Here is a 23,921-nt window from a genome sequence, read left to right on the forward strand (position 1 = left end):
CTTTCAGCGGTCGCGGAAGCGGTTCGTTATGGGATAACGGCGATCGCGTCCAAAATTCTTCCTGGTAATCTTAACACCGGGGGCCGATTGTCTGCGTTTGTATTCAGCGAGATAAAGCAAATGTTCGATACGCTGCACGGTCTCAACCGGATGGCCGCGCGCTACAATATCGGCATTGCTCATTTCGTTTTCGACCAGACATTCCAGAATATCGTCGAGCACCGGGTAGGGCGGCAAGCTGTCCTGATCGGTCTGGTTTTCACGCAGTTCGGCGGACGGCGCCTTGGAGATGATGTTGTTCGGGATCACCTCGCCTGCCGGTCCGAGCGAGCCTTGCGGAACATGGCTGTTGCGCCATTCCGACATCGCATAGACCTGCATCTTGTACACGTCTTTGATCGGATTGAAGCCGCCATTCATGTCGCCGTAGAGCGTGGCGTAACCGACAGACATTTCCGACTTGTTGCCAGTCGTGACGACCATGGAGCCGAACTTGTTCGAAACGGCCATCAGGATGGTGCCGCGCGCGCGGCTTTGCAGGTTTTCTTCAGTGACACCGCTGTCCGTACCGGCAAATAGTGGCTGAAGCGCGCTCATGAAGCCCTCAACCGGCTCGGCAATGGGCACGATATCGTAACGTACGCCAAGCGCCTTGGCGCAGTCGGCTGCATCTTGCAGGGATTCACCTGACGTGTAGCGATACGGCAGCATGATGCAGCGCACACGCTCCGGCCCCAGTGCATCCACGCCCATCGCAGCGCAGATTGCCGAGTCGATACCGCCGGAGAGACCCAGAACGACATCCTTGAAACCGTTCTTGTTCACATAGTCGCGCAGGCCCAGCACGCAGGCGGAATAATCCGCCTCCAGTTCTTCCGGAAGTAGAGCTTTCTCGCCCTCCTCGCAACGCCAGGTGTCTCCGTCGCGATGCCAGATCGTCATGGCGATCTGCTCCGAAAATTGCGGCATTTGCAGGCACGGGAACTTGTTGCCGGGATTGAAAGCAAACGATGCGCCGTCGAAAATCAGTTCATCCTGACCGCCAACCTGATTGGCGTAAAGCATCGGCAGTTCGGACAGCATCACCTGCTTTAGAACGACCTGATACCGGCGGTCCATCTTGGCGCGGTGATAGGGTGAACCATTCGGCACGAGAAGGAATTCTGCACCGCTTTCGGCAAGCGTTTCGGAAACGCCGAGATCGCCCCAGATATCCTCGCAGATCGGAATACCGATTCGCACACCACGGAAATTGACTGGTCCCGGCAGCGGACCCGGCTCGAATACGCGCTTTTCATCGAATTCGCCGTAATTCGGCAGATCGACCTTGAACCGCTCAGCAATCACTTCGCCGCCATCCAGCACCATGACCGAATTATGCAAGCCGCTCTCGCGGCGCAGAGGGGTTCCGATGATAACGCCCGGCCCACCATCCGCCGTATCGGCTGCAAGGTCTCGGACGGCCTTCTCGCAGGCTTCGACAAAAGATGGCTTCAGCACCAGATCCTCAGGAGGATAACCGGCAATGAACAGCTCTGTGAACAGGATCAGATCGGCCTTCATGTCGGCAGCCTGCACGCGAGCCGCGCGGGCCTTGGCCAGATTTCCGGCAATATCGCCCATGACGGGATTGAGCTGCGCGACTGCAATACGAAGCATAATGAGATTCTCACCAACACTATTTCAGCGCAAGATTTAGCGTGGGAGTGGAGGGGATGCAATGACCGGCACGCCTCCCCGCGCCGTTCGTCTCAATTATCGATGAGAGAACCCTGAATTGTTCAACCGATCTGAACAAGTCAACGGCAAACTGCCTTGCCAAGACCCGAATTAGTTTACGTCCTATTTCGGGGATATGAGGATACAACGGGTATAATCCGCCAGGTTTTCATAACTATCGCAATGATGTGCATTCGGCTGCGACGGTGCAGTATCCGCAGCATTGGCATCAATAAAATAAAGCCCAGCCGATATTAGAAACACCAAAAACAAAAAAAGATAAATTATTCTCGTCATTTATATCTCCTGGAATCAACCCGAAAGAAGATATCAATTATAGAAATTTCTAAAACCGCAATTATGAAAGAACTTTTGCTATTTTATCTATTTCAAATTCAAATATATTTATTTTAATAATAGAAAGACGATATGATTATATAGCCCCATGTGGCCACAACAAATATAATCGCGATCAGCACGGCCAATGAACCACAGTCCTTGGCAATCTGGATTTCCTTATGAAAATCGCGGGACACCGCATCGCATGTCGCCTCTATGCCGGTATTCAGAATTTCGACCATCATCAGAAACAGGATCGAGCCGGTCATCAGCAGGAAGGCCAGCCATGTGGGCGCAAGGAAGAAAGCGACAGGCAAGGAGACCAGAAACAATACCAGTTCCTGTTGCACGGCTTTTTCATTGCCCGCGAGATATTTCAGCGCGCGCATCGAGTTCAGAAAAGCCAGAAAAATGCGCTGCATAAATACCCCCAGAAGCCATGGACACGATTTCGCGCTTTGCCGGAGAATGCTTTAGACAACTCTGCTTCAAAAGCAACAGGGCGGAGATCGAAACCTCCGCCCTGCCCAAATGATTGCAATCCAAGAGCCTTTCAGGCGCTTGCGACCTGCTTTTCAGTGCCCGCATCGCGCTCCTTCTTGAGGAGTTCGGCCAGCAGGAACGCCAGTTCCAATGCCTGATCGGCGTTAAGGCGCGGATCGCAATGCGTGTGGTAGCGATCCTGAAGATCGTCTGCGGAGATGGCGCGGGCGCCGCCCGTGCATTCCGTGACGTTCTTGCCGGTCATTTCGACATGGATACCGCCCGGATGCGTGCCTTCGGCGCGATGGATCGCGAAGAAGGATTCCACTTCCTTGAGAATGCGGTCGAACGGACGCGTCTTGTAGCCGCCAGCGGTGATCGTATTGCCATGCATCGGATCGCAGGACCAGACGACCTTGCGGCCTTCCTTTTCGACAGCGCGGATGAGCTGCGGCAGGTGATCGCCCACCTTGTCGTAGCCGAAGCGCGCAATAAGCGTCAGACGGCCAGCTTCGTTTTCCGGGTTGAGCAGGTCGATCAGACGAATGAGGTCATCCGGCTGCAAGGACGGGCCACACTTGAGACCGAGCGGGTTCTTGATACCGCGGCAATATTCAATATGCGCATGGTCGGCCTGACGCGTGCGATCACCGATCCAGATCATGTGACCAGACGTGCCATACCAGTCGCCCGACGTGGAATCGACGCGGGTGAGCGCTTCTTCATAGCCGAGTAGCAGCGCTTCATGGCTCGTGTAGAAGTCAGTCTCGCGCAGCGAATGGTTGCTGTCAGACGTGATGCCGATAGCGCGCATGAAGTGCATCGTTTCCGAAATGCGCTGCGCCAGAGCCGTGTAACGTTCCGCCTGTGGGCTCTTGCCGACGAAGCCGAGCATCCACTGGTGCACGTTTTCCAGATTGGCATAGCCGCCCTGCGCAAAAGCGCGCAGCAGGTTCAGCGTTGCTGCGGACTGGCGGTAAGCCATGTCCTGGCGCTGCGGATCGGGCGTGCGCGAGGCTGCGTCGAAATCGATGCCGTTGATGATGTCGCCACGGTAGGATGGCAGCTCGACGCCATCCTTCGTTTCCATGTCCGTCGAACGCGGCTTGGCGAACTGACCGGCAATACGACCAACCTTCACCACCGGCTTGGAAGCACCGAAGGTGAGAACGACGGCCATTTGCAGGAACACGCGGAAGAAGTCGCGAATATTGTCCGCGCCATGTTCAGCGAAGCTTTCGGCGCAATCGCCGCCCTGAAGCAGAAATGCCTTGCCTTCCGCCACAGCGGCCAGCTGCTGCTTGAGCTTGCGCGCCTCGCCTGCAAAAACCAAAGGCGGATAGGTGCGAAGACGGGCCTCAACGTCGGTCAGAGCCTGTGCGTCCGGATAAAACGGCACTTGCTTGATCGGTTTGTTTCTCCAGGAATGCGGGGTCCAGTTCTTCGTCATTAGAGCACCTGTTTTGCGTTATCCGCTCGATAATCCTCGGATTATATCCTCCTTACACGAAAGCCGGAATTCCAATCATGCAGTCTGCACCTGAAGAAGATGCCAGCCACATGTCTAATCCCGGCGTGCGTGGGTCGCGCTGATATAATGCACGCGCGGGTTTTATACCAGCAATAATCGTTAATGATATTCGCCTGCGGCGAAAGGGTCAGCCTTCGACCTTTTCGCCATTTACGACGCGATAACTTGGCTTGTACATCGTGACCAGTTCTTCGGCGGCGGTCGGATGCACGGCCATGGTGCGGTCGAAATCATCCTTGGTCGCGCCAGCCTTCAGCGAAATCCCCAGAAGCTGCGCCATTTCACCGGCATCCGGTCCCATAATATGGGTGCCCAGGACGCGGCGGCTTTTGGCATCGACGACGATCTTCATCAGCATCTTTTCGTTGCGGCCCGAAAGCGTGTTCTTCATCGGACGGAACAAGGCGCGATAGACTTCGACTTCCGGATATTTCTTCGCTGCCTCTTCCTCGGTCAAACCGACAGTGCCAATTTCGGGCTGGGAAAAGACAGCCGTTGCGATCAATTCATGATCGGGCTTGGTCGGATTGTCCTTGAAAACTGTTTCAAGGAAGCACATTGCCTCGTGAATGGCCACCGGCGTCAGCTGCACGCGGTTGGTGACATCGCCGACCGCCCAGATATTGGCGGTGCTGGTGCGCGAATAGTCATCCACTTCCACGGCGCCGAGCTTGTCCAACTTCACGCCAGCGGTTTCAAGGCCGAGTCCTTCCGTGTTGGGCATGCGGCCAAGCGCCAGCATCGCCTGTCCGGCTTCGAGCGTCTCGCCATTCGACAGGGCAATCGACAACAGGCCGTTTGCCTGCTTCGTAACCTTCTCGAAAACCGCCTCACAAATGATGCGAATACCCTTGGCTTCCATGGTTTCATGCAGCAAATGGCGAACATCGCCGTCGAAACCGTTCAGGACTTCCTTGCCGCGATAGACAAGTGTGGTTTCCACGCCGAGACCATGGAAGATATTGGCGAATTCGACCGCGATATAGCCACCGCCAGCGATGACAATTGCCTTTGGCAATTCATCCAGATGAAAAGCCTCGTTCGAGCTGATGCAAAGCTCATGGCCGGGCAGAGCCGCGTGCGGGTTCGGACGTCCGCCGGTGGCGATCAGAATATGTTCAGCAGTAACGCGTCGTCCATCAGCCTTAAGCTCGACCGTATGTTCATCGACGAGCACCGCGCGGCTTGCAAAAATCTCGACCTTCGAATTTTCAAGCCCCTTGCGGTAGAGCCCTTCCAGACGGTCGATTTCCTTGTCCTTGGCAGCGATCAGCTTCTTCCAGTCGAAGCTGCTTTCGCCCACCGTCCAGCCGTAACCGACAGCGTCCTCGAAATGTTCGGGAAACTGTGAGGCATAGACAAACAGCTTTTTCGGTACACAGCCGCGAATGACGCAGGTTCCGCCCATGCGATATTCCTCGGCCAAACCGACCTTCTTCCCCATGGCGCCCGCCAGTCGGCCTGCGCGCACACCACCGGAACCGCCACCGATAACAAAGAGGTCGTAGTCATATCCGGTCATGGGGAATCTCCTTCAGCATTACTGACGATGATATGTAGGCAAAAGAAAAAGCCCGGCCAAGTCGCCGGGCTTTCAAATTATTTGATCTGAGCCGTGATTTACTGCTGTGCAGGCTGCTGCGTCTGCTGGCCAGCTGCCGCACCGGCCTGAGCGGCCAGAACTTCTGCAACATCGCGAGCGAGGTCACGGGCAACACCATTTTGCCAGACATTGGCGGCCTTCACGACTTCACGGGTCACAATCGGGCCTTCCGACAGAAGCTTCTTGCCAGCTGGCGAGGTGTAGAAGGTCGAGATCGCCTTCAGTTCCTCTTCCGAAAACGCCTTTGCGTAAGCGCGTGCGGATTCGGTTTCGAGGTCCGAACGGCGGGCAGCGAGAGCCAGAGCCTTTTCATCGACGGTCTTGGTGATCAGACCTTCGAGATTGGGATCCTTCTGGATCAGCTCGCCCTTGAGCGCGCGGGCTGCGTTCGGCAGAATCTCGTCGAACTGCTCGGTCGCGTGGATCGCGGAGATCGCTTCGCGGGCAGCCTGCAGATGGGCATCAGTGATTTCCTGCGCCGAAGCCGCATGAACGCCGGCCATCAGGGCGAATACGGAAAGCGGTGCAATCAGACGACGAAAGCCAGTTGCCGGGATCATATGCTCAATACTCCGTTCAATCAGTTCAACACCAGTAATAGCACTGGCAGTTCAAGACCGGTTCAGGGTTCGGATGCCGTCGGTGCCTGCAATTACTGCCGCACGCGCCAGCCCGATGAAAAGTCCATGCTCGACGACGCCGGGAATGGCGAAGAGAGCGTCAGATAGTGTCTTTGGCTCGGGAATGCGGCCAAAAGATGCATCGACGATGTAGTGTCCACCATCCGTTACAAAAGGCGAACCATCTTTTAAGCGCAGGTTCAGCGGGCCTGCAAGGCCGCATTTCGCGGCTGCCGCCTCGATTGCGCGCATCGTGGCGCCAAGACCGAAGCGGTTGACCTCGATGGGCAGCGGAAAACGACCCAGGGTTTCCACAACTTTCGATTGGTCGGCAATGACGATCATGGCGTCCGAGGCTGCGGCCACGATCTTTTCGCGCAACAGCGCGCCGCCGCCGCCCTTGATGAGCGACAGTTCGGAATCGACTTCGTCCGCGCCGTCAATGGTCAGATCGAGATGCGGAGTTTCTTCCAGCGTCGTCAGCGGAACGCCCAGTTCCTGACACAGGCTGGCGGTGCGTTCAGAGGTCGGCACGCCGACGATCTTGAAGCCGCCCTGCACTTTTTCGGCCAGCAGACGCACGAATTCTTCTGCCGTGGAGCCCGTGCCGATGCCAAGACGCATACCATCCTTGACATGCGTCAGCGCCTCGGCTGCGGCGGCGATCTTCAGCTTGCGTGCTTCGTCCATGAAAGAAATCCTAGCATATCCTCCGGGTTGAACCGGCGGATTCTCGTCCCAATTCGGTTCGCGTCTAGCATGCGCAGGCATGACAACAAAGCATCTATTTAAATATGACGCAGAATTTCACATCTGCGCGACCGGACTACCTGCCCTTGAGCCGTTGCACGCTATCGGTTACGTATGCCTGACCTCATCTATCCGAAAGAGACATTATGTCCGTTGCCAGTGCCAAGCCCATCATCGTTTTCGATCTCGACGGCACACTCGTCGATACCGCGCCGGACCTTCTCGACAGCCTCAATCACTGCCTGTCCATTTCCGGTCTCAAGGCCGCCGATCGGGCAGCGTTGCGCCGGTTTGTCGGTCAGGGCGGACGCACCATGATCGAACGCGCTTTCGCGGCGCAGCAGACGCAGATCGATGACACGCGCCTCGACCAGTTGGTGGAAGAGTTTCGCGAGCATTATGCGGACAACATGCCCGGACATTCCGTGTTCTTCCCCGGGGTACTGGAAGCGCTCGACCGCTTTCAGGCGCATGGCTTCGAACTGGCTGTCTGCACGAACAAGTTCGAATCTCTTTCGGTCAAGCTGTTGACGTCAATGGGCGAAGCCGCGCGCTTTGCCGCCATCTGCGGCGCGGACACTTTCGCCTGGCGCAAGCCGGACCCGCGCCATCTGACCGACACCATTGCGCGCGCTGGCGGCAATCGTGATCGCGCTCTGATGGTCGGCGACAGCCGCACGGATATCGACACGGCCAAGGCTGCGGGCATTCCTGTGGTAGCCGTCGATTTCGGTTATACTGACCTTCCGGTCCAGCATTACGAACCGAGCCGGGTGATTTCGCATTATGACGAATTCACCCTCGAAATGGCTGAACAGCTGATCGACGCGGTTGCAGACCCCGTCTGAAAGGATCGAGAACGGTGAAAAATACAGTTTCTCAGTTTGTTACGCTGGCTTTTTCAACCGCTATGGCATCAGGCGCTTTCGCTCAGGAAAAATCCGCGCCCGGCCTTCCGGGCGTTGAACCGCAAAAGCCGCTCGTCTCGGCTCCGCCGCCCGCCCCGGAGCCGGATGGAACGCCAGCAGGCAGTTGGAAGAATTTTCGGGTCGGCAATACCGATGTCTCTGTCTCGGGCGATATCATCATCGATGTCGGCACCGGCAGAGGCGGTTCCCGTCACCGATGATCCTTAGCTCCTTGCTGCAACCGCCAAGGCCGACCAGACGGCGGGCAGCAGCTCGGGCAAGTCTTCAGCGATCAATCCGTGACCGAAGCGCCGTCCCGCATCGGCATGAACCCAGACTGCCGCACAGGCTGCCTCGAAGGGCGACATTCTCTGCGCCAACAGACCGGCCACAATGCCTGCCAGAACATCGCCGGAACCGGCGGTCGCCAAAAACGGCGTTCCATTTGCATTGATCGCGGCGCGACCATCCGGGGCGGCGATGACCGTATCCGGCCCCTTATAGATCACCACCGCATTGGCAAGGGTAGCCGCCTTACGGGCCTTATCGAGCTTTGACGCATCATCCTTGGCCACATCCGGGAAGAGCCGACGGAATTCTCCCTCATGCGGCGTCAAAACAAGCGCTGTCGCCGCGCCTTTTCGCGCCTCAAACAATTCTCGCGGATTCTTTTCGAATGCCGTTATGCCATCCGCATCAAGCACCAGCCCATTGAGCGCCGGAAATGCCGAGGCCGAGCGCCCGCCCAGCATCAGGGCATGCTGGCGTGCGAATGCTGCGTTTCCGTAACCGGGGCCGAGCACAGCCGCCGCGACTTTTCGATCTGCGATGAACTCCCGTACATCGCTGGCACTGCGGGTTTCGCGCACCATGATGCTGGTGACATGCGCCGCATTGATTGGCACGGCATCCGGTGGCGACAACAGCGTTACGGCTCCCGCGCCGCTTCTGGCCGCAGCCAGTGCCGACAGCCGCGCTGCGCCCGTCGCGTGCATGCCACCAGAAAAGACGGCGACATGTCCGCGGCTATATTTATGCGCATTGACGTTCAAGGCAGGCAAGCTATCCACCCATAAAGCGGGAGCATTTTCGTGCGCCTGCGGGCGGATCGTGTCCAGCACACGGTCTGGAATGCCGATATCCGCCACATGCAGAACGCCGCATAACGCCCTGCCCGGCTGCAGCAAATGGCCGGGTTTCTTGCGGAAAAATGTGACGGTTGCCCGCGCTTTGGCCGCCGCGCCCAGGAGTTGCCCGCTGGCGCCCGACACGCCGCTTGGCAGATCGACGGCGATAACCGGAATGTCTGATGCGTTGATCGCGTCGATGGCCACGGCTTCGGCCCCATGAACCTCACGCGTCAGTCCTGCACCGTAAATGGCATCGATGACACCGGAAAAACTGGCGGGCGAAAATTCGTTGATGCTGCGCACCTCGCCCTTGTGAAACAGCGAGGCACGAAGCGCGTCGCTGCCTTTTCGCGGCGGCGCGACGCTGAAGCACACGACCTCGAAACCCGCTTCCAGAAGATATTGCGCTGCGACATAACCGTCACCGCCATTATTGCCCGGTCCGCATAAAACCGCGACCGGCCCTTTGTCGGCGAACATGCGTTGTGCGACTTCCGCCACCGCCCGCCCCGCCGCCAGCATCAGCGAAAAGCCGTCACGCACCCCGTTATCCATGGTCCAGCGGTCCGCGGCTGCCATTTCATCGGGGTTTAGCAATTCCAACATCGCGCACCTGTTTCGTAAGACGGATTTCGCGGTGATTAAACACGCGGCAGAGCGCTTTGTGCAAGAGAGCCTATATTTGTCGCAAATTGATTACTTTTTAATCATACATTCAATATCAGGATAGCTCTTCCACACCCCAACGATAGGCACCTCCTTGCAAAGGTGCCGCCTTTAGTGCCACTCTGCTAAGGAAATGGAAGAGAAGAGAAAATTTTGCCTAGTTTTTTCAAACTGGCACGCTTCATGCTTCTCCAACAGTGAAACGGGCACAACGCTCATTTCTGAAGAAAAGCGGAGACCATTCTCTGATGAAAAAGATCGAAGCCATCATTAAGCCCTTCAAACTCGATGAAGTGAAGGAAGCCCTTCAGGAAGTCGGCTTGCAAGGCATCACTGTCATCGAAGCCAAGGGCTTTGGACGACAGAAAGGTCATACCGAGCTTTACCGCGGTGCCGAATACGTCGTCGACTTTCTTCCCAAGGTGAAAGTCGAAGTCATTGTAGCGGATGAAACCGTGGACAACGCGATTGAAGCCATCCGCAAGGCAGCCCAGACGGGTCGCATCGGCGACGGCAAGATTTTCGTCTCCAACATTGAAGAAGTCATTCGTATCCGCACCGGTGAATCCGGCGTCGATGCCATCTGATTAACACCTGCATACCTCTCCTTCGTCGTGCAAACAGGGAATTAAAATGACGACCGCCAACGATATTCTGAAACAGATCAAAGACAACGACATCAAGTTTGTGGACCTTCGCTTCACCGACCCGAAGGGCAAGCTCCAGCACGTTACGATGGATATCGGCCTCGTTGACGAAGAAATGTTCGTTGACGGCGTCATGTTTGACGGCTCCTCGATCGCCGGCTGGAAGGCCATCAACGAATCCGACATGGTTCTGATGCCTGATCCGGCGACGGCCCATATCGACCCGTTCTTCGCCCAGTCCACGCTGGTCATTCTTTGCGACATTCTCGAGCCGATCTCGGGCGAGGCTTACAGCCGCGATCCGCGCACGACCGCAAAGAAGGCAGAAGCCTACATGAAGTCGCTCGGTATCGGCGACACGGTCTATGTCGGCCCGGAAGCTGAATTCTTCGTCTTCGACGACGTCAAGTACAAGGCAGATCCGTACAATACCGGATTCAAGCTCGATTCCACCGAACTGCCGTCCAACGACGACACCGACTATGAAACCGGCAATCTCGGCCACCGTCCGCGCGTCAAGGGCGGCTATTTCCCGGTTCCGCCGATCGACAGCTGCCAGGACATGCGTTCCGAAATGCTCACCGTTCTGACGGAAATGGGCGTAACAGTTGAAAAGCATCACCACGAAGTGGCATCGGCCCAGCACGAACTCGGCGTCAAGTTTGACTCGCTCGTTCGCAACGCCGACAAGATGCAGATCTACAAGTATGTCGTGCATCAGGTTGCCAATGCCTATGGCAAGACCGCAACCTTCATGCCGAAGCCGATTTTCGGCGACAACGGCTCGGGCATGCACGTTCACTTCTCGATCTGGAAAGACGGCAAGCCGACCTTTGCTGGCAATGAATATGCCGGTCTGTCGGAAAACTGCCTGTTCTTCATCGGCGGCGTCATCAAGCATGCCAAGGCTGTGAACGCATTCACCAACCCGTCGACCAACTCGTACAAGCGTCTGGTTCCGGGCTATGAAGCTCCGGTTCTGCTGGCCTATTCGGCACGCAACCGTTCGGCTTCCTGCCGTATTCCTTTCGGCTCCTCGCCGAAGTCGAAGCGTCTTGAAGTCCGCTTCCCGGACCCGGCTGCCAATCCGTATCTCTGCTTCGCAGCGCTGCTGATGGCTGGCCTCGACGGCATCAAGAACAAGATCCATCCCGGCCAGGCCATGGACAAGGATCTGTATGACCTGCCGGCAAAGGAACTGAAGAAGATCCCGACCGTTTGCGGCTCGCTTCGTGAAGCGCTCCAGTCGCTCGACAAGGATCGCGAATTCCTCAAGGCCGGTGGGGTGTTCACCGACGACCAGATCGACTCGTTCATCGAACTAAAGATGGCCGAAGTGATGCGTTACGAAATGACCCCGCATCCGGTCGAATTCGACATGTACTACTCGGTCTAATAACGGAGATGCGGGAGCGCTTGCGCTCCCGCCATTCCATGAGTTACCGAGGGGAACGACGCGTTTTTAAAAACGCGCAAAAGAAAACCCGGCCTTATGGCCGGGTTTTCTTTTTGTAATCAATGCTTTGGATAAACTATTTGAGAAATAGTTTCAGTTGGCTCAAAGCGCCTTGAGTACCCGCGCTGCGATCATCATTTCGACCGCGCGCGCCTTGCGCCGTGCAGCCGCTTCCGCGTCTTCGCCCCACTGTTCGGTCGTCCAGTCTTCGTCGATATGCGCCAGTGCCCAGCCGTCTTCGGCGGATACTTCGCCCTTGGCGATGGCCAGTGCAATGATGGCCGAGCCGGTTAGCGTCGTCATCGTATGGAGCGACGCAAGCGCAATCGGATCGGTGAATGCGGACAGATGAATGCCAAATGCCGTAATCGCCTCACGCGACTGCTCCACATGCATCACGCCTTCGGCAAGCGTAAAGCGCGCGCCTAGCGTTTCCGCCCAGTCGATCAGCGGGTCCCACCGCGCCGTCTGGCGCGACACCAGTTCCTGTGGCGCATCGGCGCGATAGCAGAGCAAATCCGTGCCTGCGAAGCGCAATATGTCTTCAAGCACCGCCTGGGGGTCCTGCGCGATGCCGTCAATGGCCGTGTTCACAAGGCGCGTTGCGGGCATTTTACCCGGATCGATAACCTTTTCCTGCGCACGGAATTCTTCAGCAACTATCTCTGCCGCCGCAGCCGTCGGAAGCATGAGGAGACTGCGCGCTGGTGTCTTTACCGGGCGACCGTCGAGATGAACGGCAAAACCACCTTCCACTTCAGCGACTGCCACCTGCTCATAGAACCGCTTCGGCAGTTGCGCCTGCATCAGCTTCTGCGCTCGTATGATGGGATTCTCGTCGGAAAGCTGCTTTCCGGCTTCAAGATCGCTTAAAGTATCACGCATGGGGTCTTTCCAACTTTTTAAAGTGCATCCATTGCTTTCAGCAGCGGATGAAGGTCGTGCGGCGTAGCCAATATGTGGTGCGCACCGGCTTCGACGAGCGCATGCCGGTCATGATAACCCCATGACACGCCCGCCGCCATGGCTCCTGCCGAGCGCGCCATCTGCATATCGTAAATCGCATCGCCGATAACAATGGTTCGGTCGGGTTCTATCCCCATTTCCGCGCAGGATTCAAGCACCATCGCCGGATGGGGTTTGGACGGGCAGTCGTCCGCCGTGCGAATGACCAGAAAATGCTTGCCGATGCCATGGCGTTCGAACACCGCATGGACGCCGCGACGCGATTTGCCCGTGACGATCCCCAACAAAAGATCGTCCCGCTCGCCGAGTTCGGTCAGAAGCGGCAGAATGCCGTCATAGAGCGGCTCCGAGAAATCCGGCGCCTGCCGCAGTCGCACGAAATTATCCTTGTAGCGCTGCGTCAACCAATTGACCTGTTCATCCGGCTCGCGGCCCAGCAATCGCGCAATGGCCAACGGAAGCGACAGACCGATGATGGAATGCGTCTGGGCTTGTTCCGGTGGCGTCAGCCCCGCATCGGCAAAACTTTCCGCCATGCAGCGATGGATGAAATCACCGCTATCGACCAAAGTGCCGTCGCAATCGAAAAGAACAAGTTTCATCGTGCTGCTGCCGCCTTTGCCGGTCGATTGATGATTGTCAAGCCAAGACCGATCAGGATCAAGGCTGCGAATATCTTCCAGCTCAAGGCCTCGCCGAGCACAATACCGCTCAGCAACACGCCGAAGGCTGGCGTGAGAAAGGCAAAGTTGGAAAGCTTCGACGCCGGATAGCGATTCACCATCCAGAACCAGAGCGGATAGGTGAATGCGACCACAAAAAAGGACTGAAACAGCAGCGAGATCACCGAAAGAACATTCGGATCGCGCACGAGTGGGCCGGCAAGGCCGATAAACGGTAGCGGCACCAACGTGGCAACGACCAGCTGATACAGCAGGATTTTCTCAGGAACGGCATAAGCGAGTTTGCTGCGCTTGATGACCAGCGTGGTCAGCCCCCAGAGAATGCCCGAAACAAGCGCCAGCAAATCGCCATAGAACGCATAGGGCCCCGGTCGGCTGACATGATCAGAAAACACCACAAACACACCCAGAAACGCCACGCACATGCCGATGAACGCCCGGACCGACATGCGCTCGCCGAGCAGGAAATGGCTGCCGATCGCCACCCAGAACGGCATGACATTCATCATCAGTGTCACGCGGCTGACGCTGGTGAGGTCCATCGCGAGAAAAATCAGCACAAACTCGGTGCCAAACAGCAGTCCGGCAAGAATGCCCGGCAGCAGGGTTCCGTCATTTCTGAACAGCGGAATGCGTCGCCAGAAACACCAGAAAAACACGCATATGCCGCCGAGAGCGGAACGCCCGGCGGCCATCAGCATCGGATTGAAACCCTGATTGCCTATCTTCACGGCAACCTGATTAAGCCCCCAGCTGAACATGATGAAGATGACCAACGCCACGGCCAGCCCATCGAAAGAAGCCCGGCCCGGCGCCAGCGCTTCAACTTTCCCCTGCCCCATTTTCGCACCGAAATCGTCAGTTTGACTTTATTGGTTAGTCTTCCGCACTGTCCTCATCGAAACCAAGCAGGTTCCACGACTGAACCATGTGCGGCGGCAGCGGCGCGGTCACATCAATGATCCCGCCCGATGGGTTGGGGATGCGGATGCGGCGCGCATGCAGATGCAGACGCTTCTGAATGCCGCCGGGAAACTCCCAGTTCTGGTCGGCTTCGAAATATTTCGGATCGCCGATGATTGGATGACCGATATAGGCGGCGTGAACGCGCAGCTGGTGCGTGCGGCCCGTATAGGGCTCCATTTCCAGCCATGTCAGATTGTTGCCCACCTTTTCGATGATGCGGTAATAGGAAACCGCGTGATCGGAATCCGGTTCGCCGTGCTGGCAAACGCGCATCTTGTCGCCATCGGGCGTCTGTTCCTTGACCAGCCAGGTCGAAATCTTGTCTTCACGCTTGCGCGGAACACCCTTTACCAAAGCCCAGTAGGTCTTTTTGGTATCACGCTCGCGGAAAGCGGCAGTCAGAGCCTGCGCCGCGCCGCGCGTGCGCGCCACCACAAGAACACCCGATGTATCGCGGTCGATGCGATGAACAAGACGCGGCTTTTCGCCCTTCTTGTTGCGCCACGCTTCCAGCATACCGTCAACGTGACGGGTCAGTCCCGAACCGCCCTGCACGGCGAGACCCGCTGGCTTGTTGAAGACAAACACCTTCGGGTCTTCATAAATCAGCATCTGCGAGAGAACGTCGCCGTCCTGCTGGCTGCGGATGGTGCGCGCTGTGACCGGGCCAGTTGCCTTTTCATCGACACCGAGCGGCGGCACGCGGACCATCTGATTGGCCTGAAGGCGCGTATCAGCCTTGGCGCGACCACCATCGACGCGAACCTGACCTGAACGCAGCAATTTTTGCAGATGGCCGAAGCCCAGCCCAGGAAAGTGAACCTTGAACCAGCGATCAAGGCGCATGCCCGCTTCGCTTGTATCCACAATCTTCTGTTCAACGCCTGCCATGAGAAACCCGATCAATATCTTTCTGCCACGCGCAATCGGCGTGTCTGAGTGTTATTCCTGTCAATAGACGTGAGTTTCCACGATTGCTAGTGGAATTCCGGAAAACTCCGACTTGAAGCCTTTTACGCCAATTGCAGCCGATATTAGCCGGAAAACGCCTGAATCTTCACACTCAGTTACATACGTTTTTAATTTATGGTTGGTTCTGACACCCCATAGCCACTTCTTGCAGTCATAGAATATTGATACAAAGGCGGGGCTATACCATGTAGCCCCGTAAATAGAACGAGCGGGAGTGCGAAAGTGTCATTGCTCAAAATATACTGGCGAGCCATGGAATATCTTGCGGTCGAGAAAACCGCAACGATATCGATGTGTGTCGCGAGTGTCCTTGTTGCCCTTGTAACACTGGCCGAGCCTATCCTTTTCGGTAAGGTCATTCAGGCCATTTCCGACAAGGGAGATATCTTCTCCCCGCTGTCGATGTGGGCAGCGCTTGGCGTTTTCAACATCATCGCAGCCGTTTTCGTGGCGCGTGGTGCGGATAGGCTTGCGCATCGCCGCCGTCTCGGCGTGATGATCGACTCCTATGAGCGCCTGATCACCATGCCGCTTGCCTGGCATCAGAAGCGCGGCACGTCGAATGCCCTGCACACGCTGATCCGCGCGACGGACTCGCTCTTCACGCTGTGGCTCGAATTCATGCGTCAGCACCTGACCACGGTTGTGGCTCTGGCGACGCTTATTCCGGTTGCCATGAACATGGATATGCGCATGTCGCTGGTCCTGATCGTGCTCGGCGTCATCTATGTCATGATCGGCCAGCTGGTCATGCGCAAGACCAAGGACGGCCAGATGGCCGTTGAGAAGCACCACCACAAGCTTTTCGAACATGTCAGCGATACGATCAGCAATGTTTCGGTCGTGCAGAGCTATAACCGCATTGCCTCGGAAACGCAGGCGCTGCGCGACTATGCCCGCAATCTGGAAAAGGCACAGTTTCCGGTTCTCAACTGGTGGGCGCTTGCCAGCGGCCTCAACCGCATGGCTTCGACCTTCTCCATGGTGGTCGTGCTGGTGCTTGGCGCCTATTTCGTGACCAAGGGTCAGATGCGCGTCGGCGATGTGATTGCCTTCATCGGTTTCGCGCAGCTCATGATCGGTCGTCTCGACCAGATCAGCGCCTTCATCAACCAGACTGTGACGGCACGCGCCAAGCTCGAAGAATTCTTCGAAATGGAAGATGCGACCGCAGACCGTCAGGAGCCGCAGGACGTGGCCGATCTGGAAAACGTTAAGGGCGACATCGTCTTCGACAATGTCACCTTCGAATTCCCGAATTCGGGTCAGGGCGTCTATGACGTTTCCTTCGAGGTGAAGCCCGGCCAGACGGTGGCCATCGTCGGCCCGACCGGTGCAGGCAAGACCACGCTGATCAATATCCTTCAGCGCGTGTTCGATCCGGCTGCTGGTCGTGTGCTGATCGACGGCGTCGATACGCGCACCGTCAGCCGCCGTTCGCTGCGCCATGCGATTGCCACTGTGTTTCAGGATGCCGGTCTCTTCAATCGTTCCGTGGAGGAGAATATCCGCGTCGGTCGTGAAGACGCCACGCATGAAGACGTCCATGCCGCCGCCAAGGCTGCCGCCGCGCATGACTTCGTTCTTGCCAAGGCAAACGGTTACGACACGGTTGTCGGCGAGCGCGGCTCGCAGCTTTCGGGCGGCGAACGCCAGCGTCTGGCGATTGCACGCGCCATCCTGAAGGATTCGCCGATCCTCGTGCTCGACGAAGCGACAAGCGCGCTCGACGTCGAGACCGAAGAAAAAGTGAAGCAGGCTGTGGACGATCTGAGCCAGAACCGCACCACCTTCATCATCGCGCACCGTCTTTCGACGGTACGCTCAGCGGATCAGGTTCTGTTCATGGACAAGGGCCATCTGGTCGAACGCGGCAGCTTCGATGAGCTTGCAGCCCGCGGCGGTCGTTTCTCCGACCTGCTCCGCGCCGGTGGTCTTGCTCTCGAAGACAAGCAGGCCAAGCCCGCAGAAGGCAGTAATGTGATGCCTTTCCCGGCCCGTGCCTGATCGCTGATGATAGCGAACACGAAAAAGCCCGGCAGAGATGCCGGGCTTTTTCGTTTTAGAGCGGGATTTCAAACCGGAGTCCATCATATCCGGGCTCAACATTCTCAGGCGTTTCACGCAACACCGTCTCATAGTCCAGCGGCACATGCATGTGTGTGAGGATTGCCCGCCTGGGCGCGAATAGTTCGATCCATTCCAGCGCCTGTTCAAGCGAGAAATGGCTCGGATGCGGGCGATATTGCAAGGCACCAAGGATCAGCACATCGGCGTGGCGGATATGGCGCAGGCTTTCATCCGGGAACGCGCTGACATCCGTGCAATAGACAACATTGCCAATACGGAAGCCGAGCGACTCGATATCGCCGTGGATCTGCCGGAACGGCTCGAACCGGATCTCACCACCCGCGCCGTCGATGGTGAAGGGTGTTTCGGCTGCAATATCATGCATGCTCAGGATCGGCGGATAGCTTGAGCCCGCCGGCGTCTCGAAACAATAGCCAAAGGCGTCGTACAGCCGGTTACGCGTGAAGCGGTTGGCATAGACATCCATTAGCCGCCGATTATCCACCACATAGGTGCGCAGATCGTCGATCCCGTGAATGTGGTCGGCATGCGGATGGGTATAGACCGCCGCATCGAGCGCGTGCACGCTGGCATTGATCATCTGCGTGCGAAAATCCGGCCCCGTATCGATCACCACGGTGGTGTGGTTGCCGCTCTCATTGAAACGCTCAACCAGCAGCGAGGTACGCGTGCGACGGTTTTTCGGGTTTTGCGGATCGCACTTACCCCAATCGCCATTGACACGCGGAACGCCGGGCGACGAACCGCAGCCCAGAATCGTGAAGCGCAGGCAATTTCGGGGAGAAGTCACGCTCAAACTTCCTCTGAAGGCCGGGGCATCTTGGAGAAGAGCCTGAACACGTTGTCGCTCGTGATGCGGGCGACTTCTTCATTGCTCACGCCAATCGTCTCGGCCAGCATGGCAGCGGTGTGCTGCACGAAAGACGGTTCGTTGCGCTTGCCACGATGCGGCAGCGGCGCAAGGAACGGCGCATCCGTCTCCACCAGCAGACGGTCGCGCGGAACAATGGTCGCAATCTCGCGGATTTCCGGCGAGTTCTTGAAAGTCAGAATGCCGGAAAACGAAACATAGCCGCCCAATTCAACACCTTTTTCCGCCAGTGCGCGACCGGACGAGAAACAATGGAGAATGAAGGGAAAAGCGCCCTTGGCGGTTTCTTGCTCCAAAATTTCGGCCATGTCGTCATCGGCGCTGCGCGCATGGATGACCAGCGGCAGTTGCGTGCGGCGCGCGGCTTCGATGTGGACGAGAAACCCCTGGCGCTGCGCTTCCGGCGGAGCGTAGTCGTAATGATAATCAAGACCCGCCTCGCCTATGGCGACAACTTTCGGGTGCTCCGCAAGGCGCACCAGATCGTCAGCCGTAATGTCCAGTTCTTCATGCGCATTGTTCGGATGGGTGCCGACCGAGCAGTAGACGGACTCGTAAGATTCAGCGATGGCGCGGATCGTATCGAATTTACGCACCCGTGTGGAGATCGTCACCATGCGCTTGATACCGGCGTCGAGCGCGCGCTGCACAACAGCATCGCGCTCCGGCTCGAAATCGGCAAAATCGAGGTGACAATGGCTATCGACAAGCATCATCGCACTCAGTTCTGTTCTTCAGTTTCCACATAGCGCGGGAATACCGGCTGCGGGGCTGGCAGATCGGCGCCACCGATGAGCTGGCTTGCTGCCACGTCAGTGAACTGGCGCTTGTCGGCAGGGATGGCCAGAATGTCGAGCAGCTTTTCCGCCGACTGCGGGATGAAAGGCTGCACCATGATGCCGACGCGACGAATGACTTCTGCCGTCACGTAAAGCACGGTGCCCATGCGCGCCGGATCGGTCTTGCGCAGCGCCCAAGGCTCCTGCCCCGCGAAATAACGATTGGCTTCCGCGACGACGGCGAAGATCGCGCCGAGCGCCAGATGCAGCGCCTGATCGTCCATGGCCTTACGCGCTGTTTCCAGCGCCGCATCGGCCTGATCGAGAATGGCCTTGTCGGCGTCCGAGAATTCACCCGGCTGCGGCACCTTGCCTTCGCAATTCTTGGCGATCATCGACAGCGAACGCTGCGCCAGATTGCCAAGATCGTTGGCAAGATCAGCATTGGTCCGGTTAACGATGGCGTCATGGCTGTAGCTGCCGTCCTGTCCGAACGGCACTTCGCGCATCAGGAAGTAACGCAGCTGATCCAGCCCGTAACGTTCCACCAGACCGAACGGGTCGATGACATTGCCGAGCGACTTCGACATCTTCTCGCCGCGGTTGAACAGGAAGCCATGGGCAAACACGCGCTTCGGCAGCGGAATGCCTGCCGACATCAGGAATGCGGGCCAGTAGACGGCGTGGAAACGCGAAATATCCTTGCCGATGATATGCGCATCGGCAGGCCAATAGGCCCACTTGTCGCTGGTCGTATCGGGATAGCCGAGTGCGGTGATGTAGTTGGTCAGCGCATCGACCCAGACATACATGACGTGCTTTTCGTCGCCCGGCACCGGAATGCCCCAATCGAAAGTGGTGCGCGAAATCGACAGGTCCTTCAGACCGGACTTCACGAAGCTCACAATTTCATTGCGGCGTTCGGCAGGCATGATGAAGCCCGGATTCTTTTCATAAAGATCGAGCAGCTTGTCCTGATATTGCGAGAGACGGAAGAAATAGCTTTCCTCTTCAACCCACTCGACAGGCGTGCCTTGTGGACCGTAGCGAACATTATCCGCGCGGACTTCGGTTTCTTCCTCGCCGTAATAAGCTTCGTCGCGAACCGAGTACCAGCCCGCATAGCCGCCCTTATAGATGTCGCCATTGGCGGCCATTGCCTGCCAGATGGCCTGGCTGGCCTTGTAGTGACGCTCTTCGGAGGTGCGGATATAATCGTCGTTCGAGCTGTTCAGAACCTCGGCCATGCGACGGAAAGCTTCGGTATTGCGGTCTGCAAGCTCGCGAGGCGTGATGCCTTCCTTGCGCGCGCTTTGCAGCATCTTGATACCATGCTCGTCCGTACCGGTCAGGAAATGCACATCCTTGCCGTTCAGGCGCTGAAAACGCGCCATCGCGTCGGTTGCGATCAGTTCATAGGCATGGCCGATATGCGGCTTGCCGTTGGGGTAAGCAATCGCGGTGGTGATATAGTATTTTTCGCGGCTCATTATGGACCCGGTCTTTCGATGTTTGAAAGCGCGCCTGACCGTTTGCGGGAACGATCACCAGACACACACAAGAGAAAATCGTCGGCTGTGACATAACCCATGTGAGCAGTCATGTCACGCCGCAGTGCAGCAAGTTGGGCCAATCTGGAGCTATGATCCAGCGCCAGTGTGAAAAGCGCGATGCGTCTTCTCCAGCAGGATCACAACCGCTTGCTTGCGATCAAGATTATAGGTTTCAGCATCGATGATCTCGCGACCGAGATCGCTCCAGAATCGCGACCACTGATCGGCCTCCCGCAATTGCCCTGCTTCGGCGCGCTGGCGCGCTTCCGTGGCGATGCGCTCCATCAGATGATCGCGGAAAAGTTGATACTGAATTTCCGCCTCACGCCCCGTCAGGACGCTGGCCAACGCCTGCGCCTTGGGCAGATCGAAGGCCGGCCTCTCCAGTATCCCATCGACGGTGTCGGAAATCTCAATGCCGCCATGCGCCAGAAGCAGAAGCGCCTTGCGCACGCTGCCTTCGGCGCGTTCCAGAAGCGTCGGCGTGACACCGGATGCATCCAGCCCGATATGCGCGCCGACATGAGTCAGCGCATCCTTCATGGCCCTCTCGTCCAGCGGACGCAGCTGAATGCTCTGGCAGCGGGAACGGATGGTCGGCAAAAGGCGACCGGATGAATGCGACACCAGCACGAACAGCGCGCGCGCTGGCGGTTCTTCCAGTGTCTTCAATAGCGCATTGGCCGCATTGCGGTTCATGTCGTCAGCGGGATCGACGATGACGATGCGCCAAGCATGGTCCGAGGCGGTGCGGGTCAGAAAATGCGTGACGCGACGGATTTCCTCGACCGTGATACCGGTGCGGAATTTGCCGGTCTTCTGGTCGAACGGGCGATTGATATGCAACACTGCTGGGTGCATTCCACCCGCGATCTGCCGCCAAAGAGGCCTCGAAAAATCCGGCGTACCGATATCTTCCGGCGCATTGGTCTGATCGCCGTGGGTCAGCATATGCCCCGCCAGATGGAAAGCGAGCGTCGCCTTGCCGATGCCCTGCTCGCCCTCGAGCAACAAAGCATGGTGCATCCGGCCTTCGCGATAGGCCTGCGCCAGAAAGCGTGTCACCTCCCCGTGACCGGTCAGATAATCACTCGCGGATGGTCCCGGAATACCTTCAATGGAATCATGCGCCTTGGGGACGTCGAGTTCGTCGATCACAACAGCCCCTTCTTTTTCAACAATTCGCTGGCCAGTGCGCCGATATCTTCAGCTATTTCTTCCTGCGGTCGGTCAGCTGCAACAACCTTGCAGCGCTCTGGCTCCGCAGCAGCAATGGCCAGAAATGCCTGACGGCGCGCCTCATGCACGGCAATGTCTTCCTTCTCAAATCGATCCGCAGTCTCGTTACCGCGCCGTTTTCCGGCACGGGAAAGCCCTTTTTCAGCCGGAATATCGAGAATGATTGTCATGTCGGGAACAGCACCGTCGATTGCAATACGTTCAATGGCTGCCATATAGGTCGCATCGAGATTGCCCGTCACGCCCTGATAGGCACGGCTGGAATCGATAAACCGATCACACAGCACCACGCGCCCTTCGGCAAGCGCCGGGCGTATCAGCTGGTCAACATGATCGGCGCGGGCGGCTGCAAACAACATTGCCTCCATGGCCGGACCATAGCTTTCGGCATTACCGCTCAGGATGACGTGCCGCACAGCCTCTGCGCCCGGCGAACCGCCGGGTTCGCGCGTAATGACGGGATCAAATCCGTTTGCGCGCAAATATTTGGCAAGCAAGGCGATCTGCGTCGACTTGCCTGCACCCTCGCCGCCTTCGAATGTGATGAATAATCCTGACACTCTGGCTTCCGCATTACGTTCTGAAAAGATTCAATAGCCACAAGAGCTTGATTCAAGTTCATACCGGCCTTTGGCGGTGAGGTCGAGAATTTTGAGCATGTCCCGAAAACTGTCTAAAGATATTTGCGCAACCAGCCGGTCGAAAGCTCCACCGCGCTGCTCCATGCTCTTTGCGCAAGACTGCCTTTCTCGACGGATTGCGCAGCAAACAGCGGCACTTGCTGAACCATATTGCCGTTGAGATCAAACTCCAGCATACCGACCTTGCTTTCAACTGCGACCGGCGCATGCAGCGGCCCCTCATAAATGAACCGTGCCTTCAGCTTTTCCCGCCCCTCTTTGGGCAGCAGTAATTCGACATCGTCCTTCACTTTCAGCGAAACACTGGCCTGTGTCCCGCCGAAAACCTGCGCTTCCCCCACAATATCGTTTGCCGAATAAAGACGCATATCGTCAAACGACGTCATGCCCCACTGGATCAGCTTTCTGGCTTCCTCTTCGCGCTCCTTGACGCTGGCGAGACCGCTCAACGCAAGAAACAGACGCCGCCCGTTCTGCTCAGCCGATGCGACTAGAGCGTAACCAGATGCTTCCGTGTAACCGGTGCCCATGCCATCCGCGCCAACATCCAGCCGCAAAAGCGGATTGCGGTTGCGCTGGGTGATATTGTTCCAGGTAAAGGCCTCCTGCGCGTAATATTTGTAAAAATCCGGGTGGGCGGAATGAATATGACGTGCAAGCTTGGCCAGATCATCCAGGGTTACCGACTGTCCGCTTGCAGGCAGACCGGTCGAATTCACAAACACGGAATTGGTAAGACCCAGTTCCCTGGCGCGCTGGTTCATTCGTTCCGCGAAGCTTTGTTCGCTCCCAGCCATTCCTTCAGCCAGAATGATTGCACCATCGTTAGCCGACTGAACAATGAGCCCCTGAAGAAGATCCGCGACGGTCGGTGCGGACTTGATGCGGGCGAACATGGTCGAAGTGCCTGACGGTGCACCGCCGGTGCGCCAGGCATTTTCACTGACGATGTAAGGCGTTTCGAGTGTGGTCTGGCCCTTTTCCAGTGCTTCAAACACCACCTCCGCTGTCATCAGCTTGGCAAGCGATGCGGGCGGGATCGGCGTATCGGCGCCCTTTGACAGAAGGACCGTGCCACTGCGGTCATCGATCAGCAGGGCTTGCGGAGCCTTGGTCACAAGCGCGGTCTCGGCTGGCGCGGCAACGGCCGCCAAAGGCAACAGAACGGCAGCGATCCCCACCGTTCCTGCTGTTAAAACGCCAGCGATTCTTGAATGAAGCCCCATGGAAATCCCGTTACGACAGCAAGAGTACAAGCTTACGCAACGAATTCGACCAAAATCAATCCTTCAAACCGCATCACTCAAA

General features: G+C 57.3%; 22 protein-coding genes. 5 read left to right on the plus strand and 17 right to left on the minus strand.

Annotated elements, in window-relative coordinates; translation table 11 throughout:
- Window positions 1-3: 3 nt before the first annotated feature.
- The 6 genes from WIX40_RS09050 to rpiA form a co-directional block, all read right to left on the minus strand.
- Entirely contained in the window at window positions 4-1,659 is a 1,656-nt protein-coding gene (locus tag WIX40_RS09050) for an NAD+ synthase (protein WP_109368920.1), read from the minus strand.
- A 470-nt stretch (window positions 1,660-2,129) separates the two neighbouring features.
- Entirely contained in the window at window positions 2,130-2,480 is a 351-nt protein-coding gene (locus tag WIX40_RS09055; RefSeq protein ID WP_109368919.1) for a diacylglycerol kinase, read from the minus strand.
- A gap of 131 nt (window positions 2,481-2,611) precedes the next feature.
- Window positions 2,612-3,991, minus strand: a complete 1,380-nt coding sequence (locus WIX40_RS09060; RefSeq protein WP_109368918.1) for a class II 3-deoxy-7-phosphoheptulonate synthase — start codon at window positions 3,989-3,991, stop codon at window positions 2,612-2,614.
- 208 nt (window positions 3,992-4,199) lie between these two features.
- A complete protein-coding gene (gor, locus tag WIX40_RS09065) occupies window positions 4,200-5,594 on the minus strand; it encodes a glutathione-disulfide reductase (RefSeq protein ID WP_109368917.1) in 1,395 nt (464 codons plus the stop codon).
- Between the two features lie 98 nt (window positions 5,595-5,692).
- The gene (locus WIX40_RS09070; RefSeq protein WP_109368916.1) at window positions 5,693-6,235 is read right to left on the minus strand and encodes a DUF2059 domain-containing protein; all 543 of its coding nucleotides are present in this window, start codon (window positions 6,233-6,235) and stop codon (window positions 5,693-5,695) included.
- Window positions 6,236-6,286: 51 nt separating this feature from the next.
- Window positions 6,287-6,985 carry a ribose-5-phosphate isomerase RpiA gene (gene rpiA, locus WIX40_RS09075; RefSeq protein WP_109368915.1) on the minus strand — a complete coding sequence of 233 codons (699 nt, stop codon included), beginning with the start codon at window positions 6,983-6,985 and terminating at the stop codon, window positions 6,287-6,289.
- Between the two features lie 206 nt (window positions 6,986-7,191).
- Between rpiA and WIX40_RS09080 the strand changes: the two genes are divergently transcribed.
- Complete coding sequence (locus WIX40_RS09080) at window positions 7,192-7,893, plus strand: HAD family hydrolase (protein ID WP_109368914.1); 702 nt, start codon at window positions 7,192-7,194, stop codon at window positions 7,891-7,893.
- Window positions 7,894-7,955: 62 nt separating this feature from the next.
- The gene (locus tag WIX40_RS09085; RefSeq protein ID WP_109370217.1) at window positions 7,956-8,174 is read left to right on the plus strand and encodes a hypothetical protein; all 219 of its coding nucleotides are present in this window, start codon (window positions 7,956-7,958) and stop codon (window positions 8,172-8,174) included.
- A gap of 3 nt (window positions 8,175-8,177) precedes the next feature.
- Here the strand turns inward: WIX40_RS09085 and WIX40_RS09090 are convergent, their stop codons facing one another.
- Entirely contained in the window at window positions 8,178-9,689 is a 1,512-nt protein-coding gene (locus WIX40_RS09090; protein ID WP_124915983.1) for an NAD(P)H-hydrate dehydratase, read from the minus strand.
- Between the two features lie 308 nt (window positions 9,690-9,997).
- Between WIX40_RS09090 and WIX40_RS09095 the strand changes: the two genes are divergently transcribed.
- A complete protein-coding gene (locus tag WIX40_RS09095) occupies window positions 9,998-10,336 on the plus strand; it encodes a P-II family nitrogen regulator (RefSeq protein ID WP_078338549.1) in 339 nt (112 codons plus the stop codon).
- Between the two features lie 46 nt (window positions 10,337-10,382).
- Window positions 10,383-11,792, plus strand: a complete 1,410-nt coding sequence (glnA, locus tag WIX40_RS09100) for a type I glutamate--ammonia ligase (RefSeq protein WP_109368912.1) — start codon at window positions 10,383-10,385, stop codon at window positions 11,790-11,792.
- A gap of 162 nt (window positions 11,793-11,954) precedes the next feature.
- On the opposite strand, the gene WIX40_RS09105 is transcribed toward glnA, so the two are convergent.
- Genes WIX40_RS09105 through WIX40_RS09120 form a run of 4 tightly spaced genes read right to left on the minus strand, consistent with a single transcriptional unit; the run spans window position 11,955 to window position 15,358 of the window.
- Window positions 11,955-12,737, minus strand: coding sequence for an ATP12 family chaperone protein (locus WIX40_RS09105; RefSeq protein WP_109368911.1), 783 nt, complete (start codon window positions 12,735-12,737; stop codon window positions 11,955-11,957).
- Window positions 12,738-12,754: 17 nt separating this feature from the next.
- Window positions 12,755-13,420 carry an HAD-IA family hydrolase gene (locus WIX40_RS09110; RefSeq protein ID WP_124915984.1) on the minus strand — a complete coding sequence of 222 codons (666 nt, stop codon included), beginning with the start codon at window positions 13,418-13,420 and terminating at the stop codon, window positions 12,755-12,757.
- On the minus strand, window positions 13,417-14,343 hold the full coding sequence (locus WIX40_RS09115) for a DMT family transporter (protein ID WP_124915985.1): 927 nt from the start codon (window positions 14,341-14,343) through the stop codon (window positions 13,417-13,419). Before WIX40_RS09115 ends, WIX40_RS09110 begins: the two co-directional genes overlap by 4 nt.
- Window positions 14,344-14,377: 34 nt before the next feature.
- Window positions 14,378-15,358: an RluA family pseudouridine synthase gene (locus WIX40_RS09120; RefSeq protein ID WP_109370216.1), complete on the minus strand. Its 981-nt coding sequence runs from the start codon at window positions 15,356-15,358 to the stop codon at window positions 14,378-14,380.
- A gap of 303 nt (window positions 15,359-15,661) precedes the next feature.
- On the opposite strand from WIX40_RS09120, the gene WIX40_RS09125 reads away from it, so the two are divergent.
- Window positions 15,662-17,446, plus strand: a complete 1,785-nt coding sequence (locus tag WIX40_RS09125) for a glucan ABC transporter ATP-binding protein/ permease (protein WP_109368908.1) — start codon at window positions 15,662-15,664, stop codon at window positions 17,444-17,446.
- A gap of 55 nt (window positions 17,447-17,501) precedes the next feature.
- On the opposite strand, the gene WIX40_RS09130 is transcribed toward WIX40_RS09125, so the two are convergent.
- The 6 genes from WIX40_RS09130 to WIX40_RS09155 all read right to left on the minus strand — a co-directional run bounded on the left by WIX40_RS09130 (window position 17,502) and on the right by WIX40_RS09155 (window position 23,839).
- Window positions 17,502-18,320 (minus strand): MBL fold metallo-hydrolase, encoded by an 819-nt coding sequence (locus tag WIX40_RS09130; RefSeq protein ID WP_109368907.1) that lies wholly within the window; start codon window positions 18,318-18,320, stop codon window positions 17,502-17,504.
- Window positions 18,321-18,322: 2 nt separating this feature from the next.
- The gene (locus WIX40_RS09135; RefSeq protein WP_109370215.1) at window positions 18,323-19,114 is read right to left on the minus strand and encodes a TatD family hydrolase; all 792 of its coding nucleotides are present in this window, start codon (window positions 19,112-19,114) and stop codon (window positions 18,323-18,325) included.
- 8 nt (window positions 19,115-19,122) lie between these two features.
- Window positions 19,123-20,670: a methionine--tRNA ligase gene (gene metG / locus WIX40_RS09140; RefSeq protein ID WP_109368906.1), complete on the minus strand. Its 1,548-nt coding sequence runs from the start codon at window positions 20,668-20,670 to the stop codon at window positions 19,123-19,125.
- A 150-nt stretch (window positions 20,671-20,820) separates the two neighbouring features.
- Window positions 20,821-21,891, minus strand: coding sequence for a DNA polymerase III subunit delta' (locus WIX40_RS09145; protein ID WP_109368905.1), 1,071 nt, complete (start codon window positions 21,889-21,891; stop codon window positions 20,821-20,823).
- Entirely contained in the window at window positions 21,888-22,532 is a 645-nt protein-coding gene (tmk, locus tag WIX40_RS09150; protein ID WP_109368904.1) for a dTMP kinase, read from the minus strand. The genes WIX40_RS09145 and tmk overlap by 4 nt, the downstream gene beginning before the upstream one ends.
- Before the next feature lie 113 nt (window positions 22,533-22,645).
- A complete protein-coding gene (locus WIX40_RS09155; protein ID WP_109368903.1) occupies window positions 22,646-23,839 on the minus strand; it encodes a D-alanyl-D-alanine carboxypeptidase family protein in 1,194 nt (397 codons plus the stop codon).
- Window positions 23,840-23,921: the final 82 nt, after the last annotated feature.

This window comes from Ochrobactrum teleogrylli (genome assembly GCF_037482325.1).
GTDB classification, from domain to species: domain Bacteria; phylum Pseudomonadota; class Alphaproteobacteria; order Rhizobiales; family Rhizobiaceae; genus Brucella; species Brucella teleogrylli.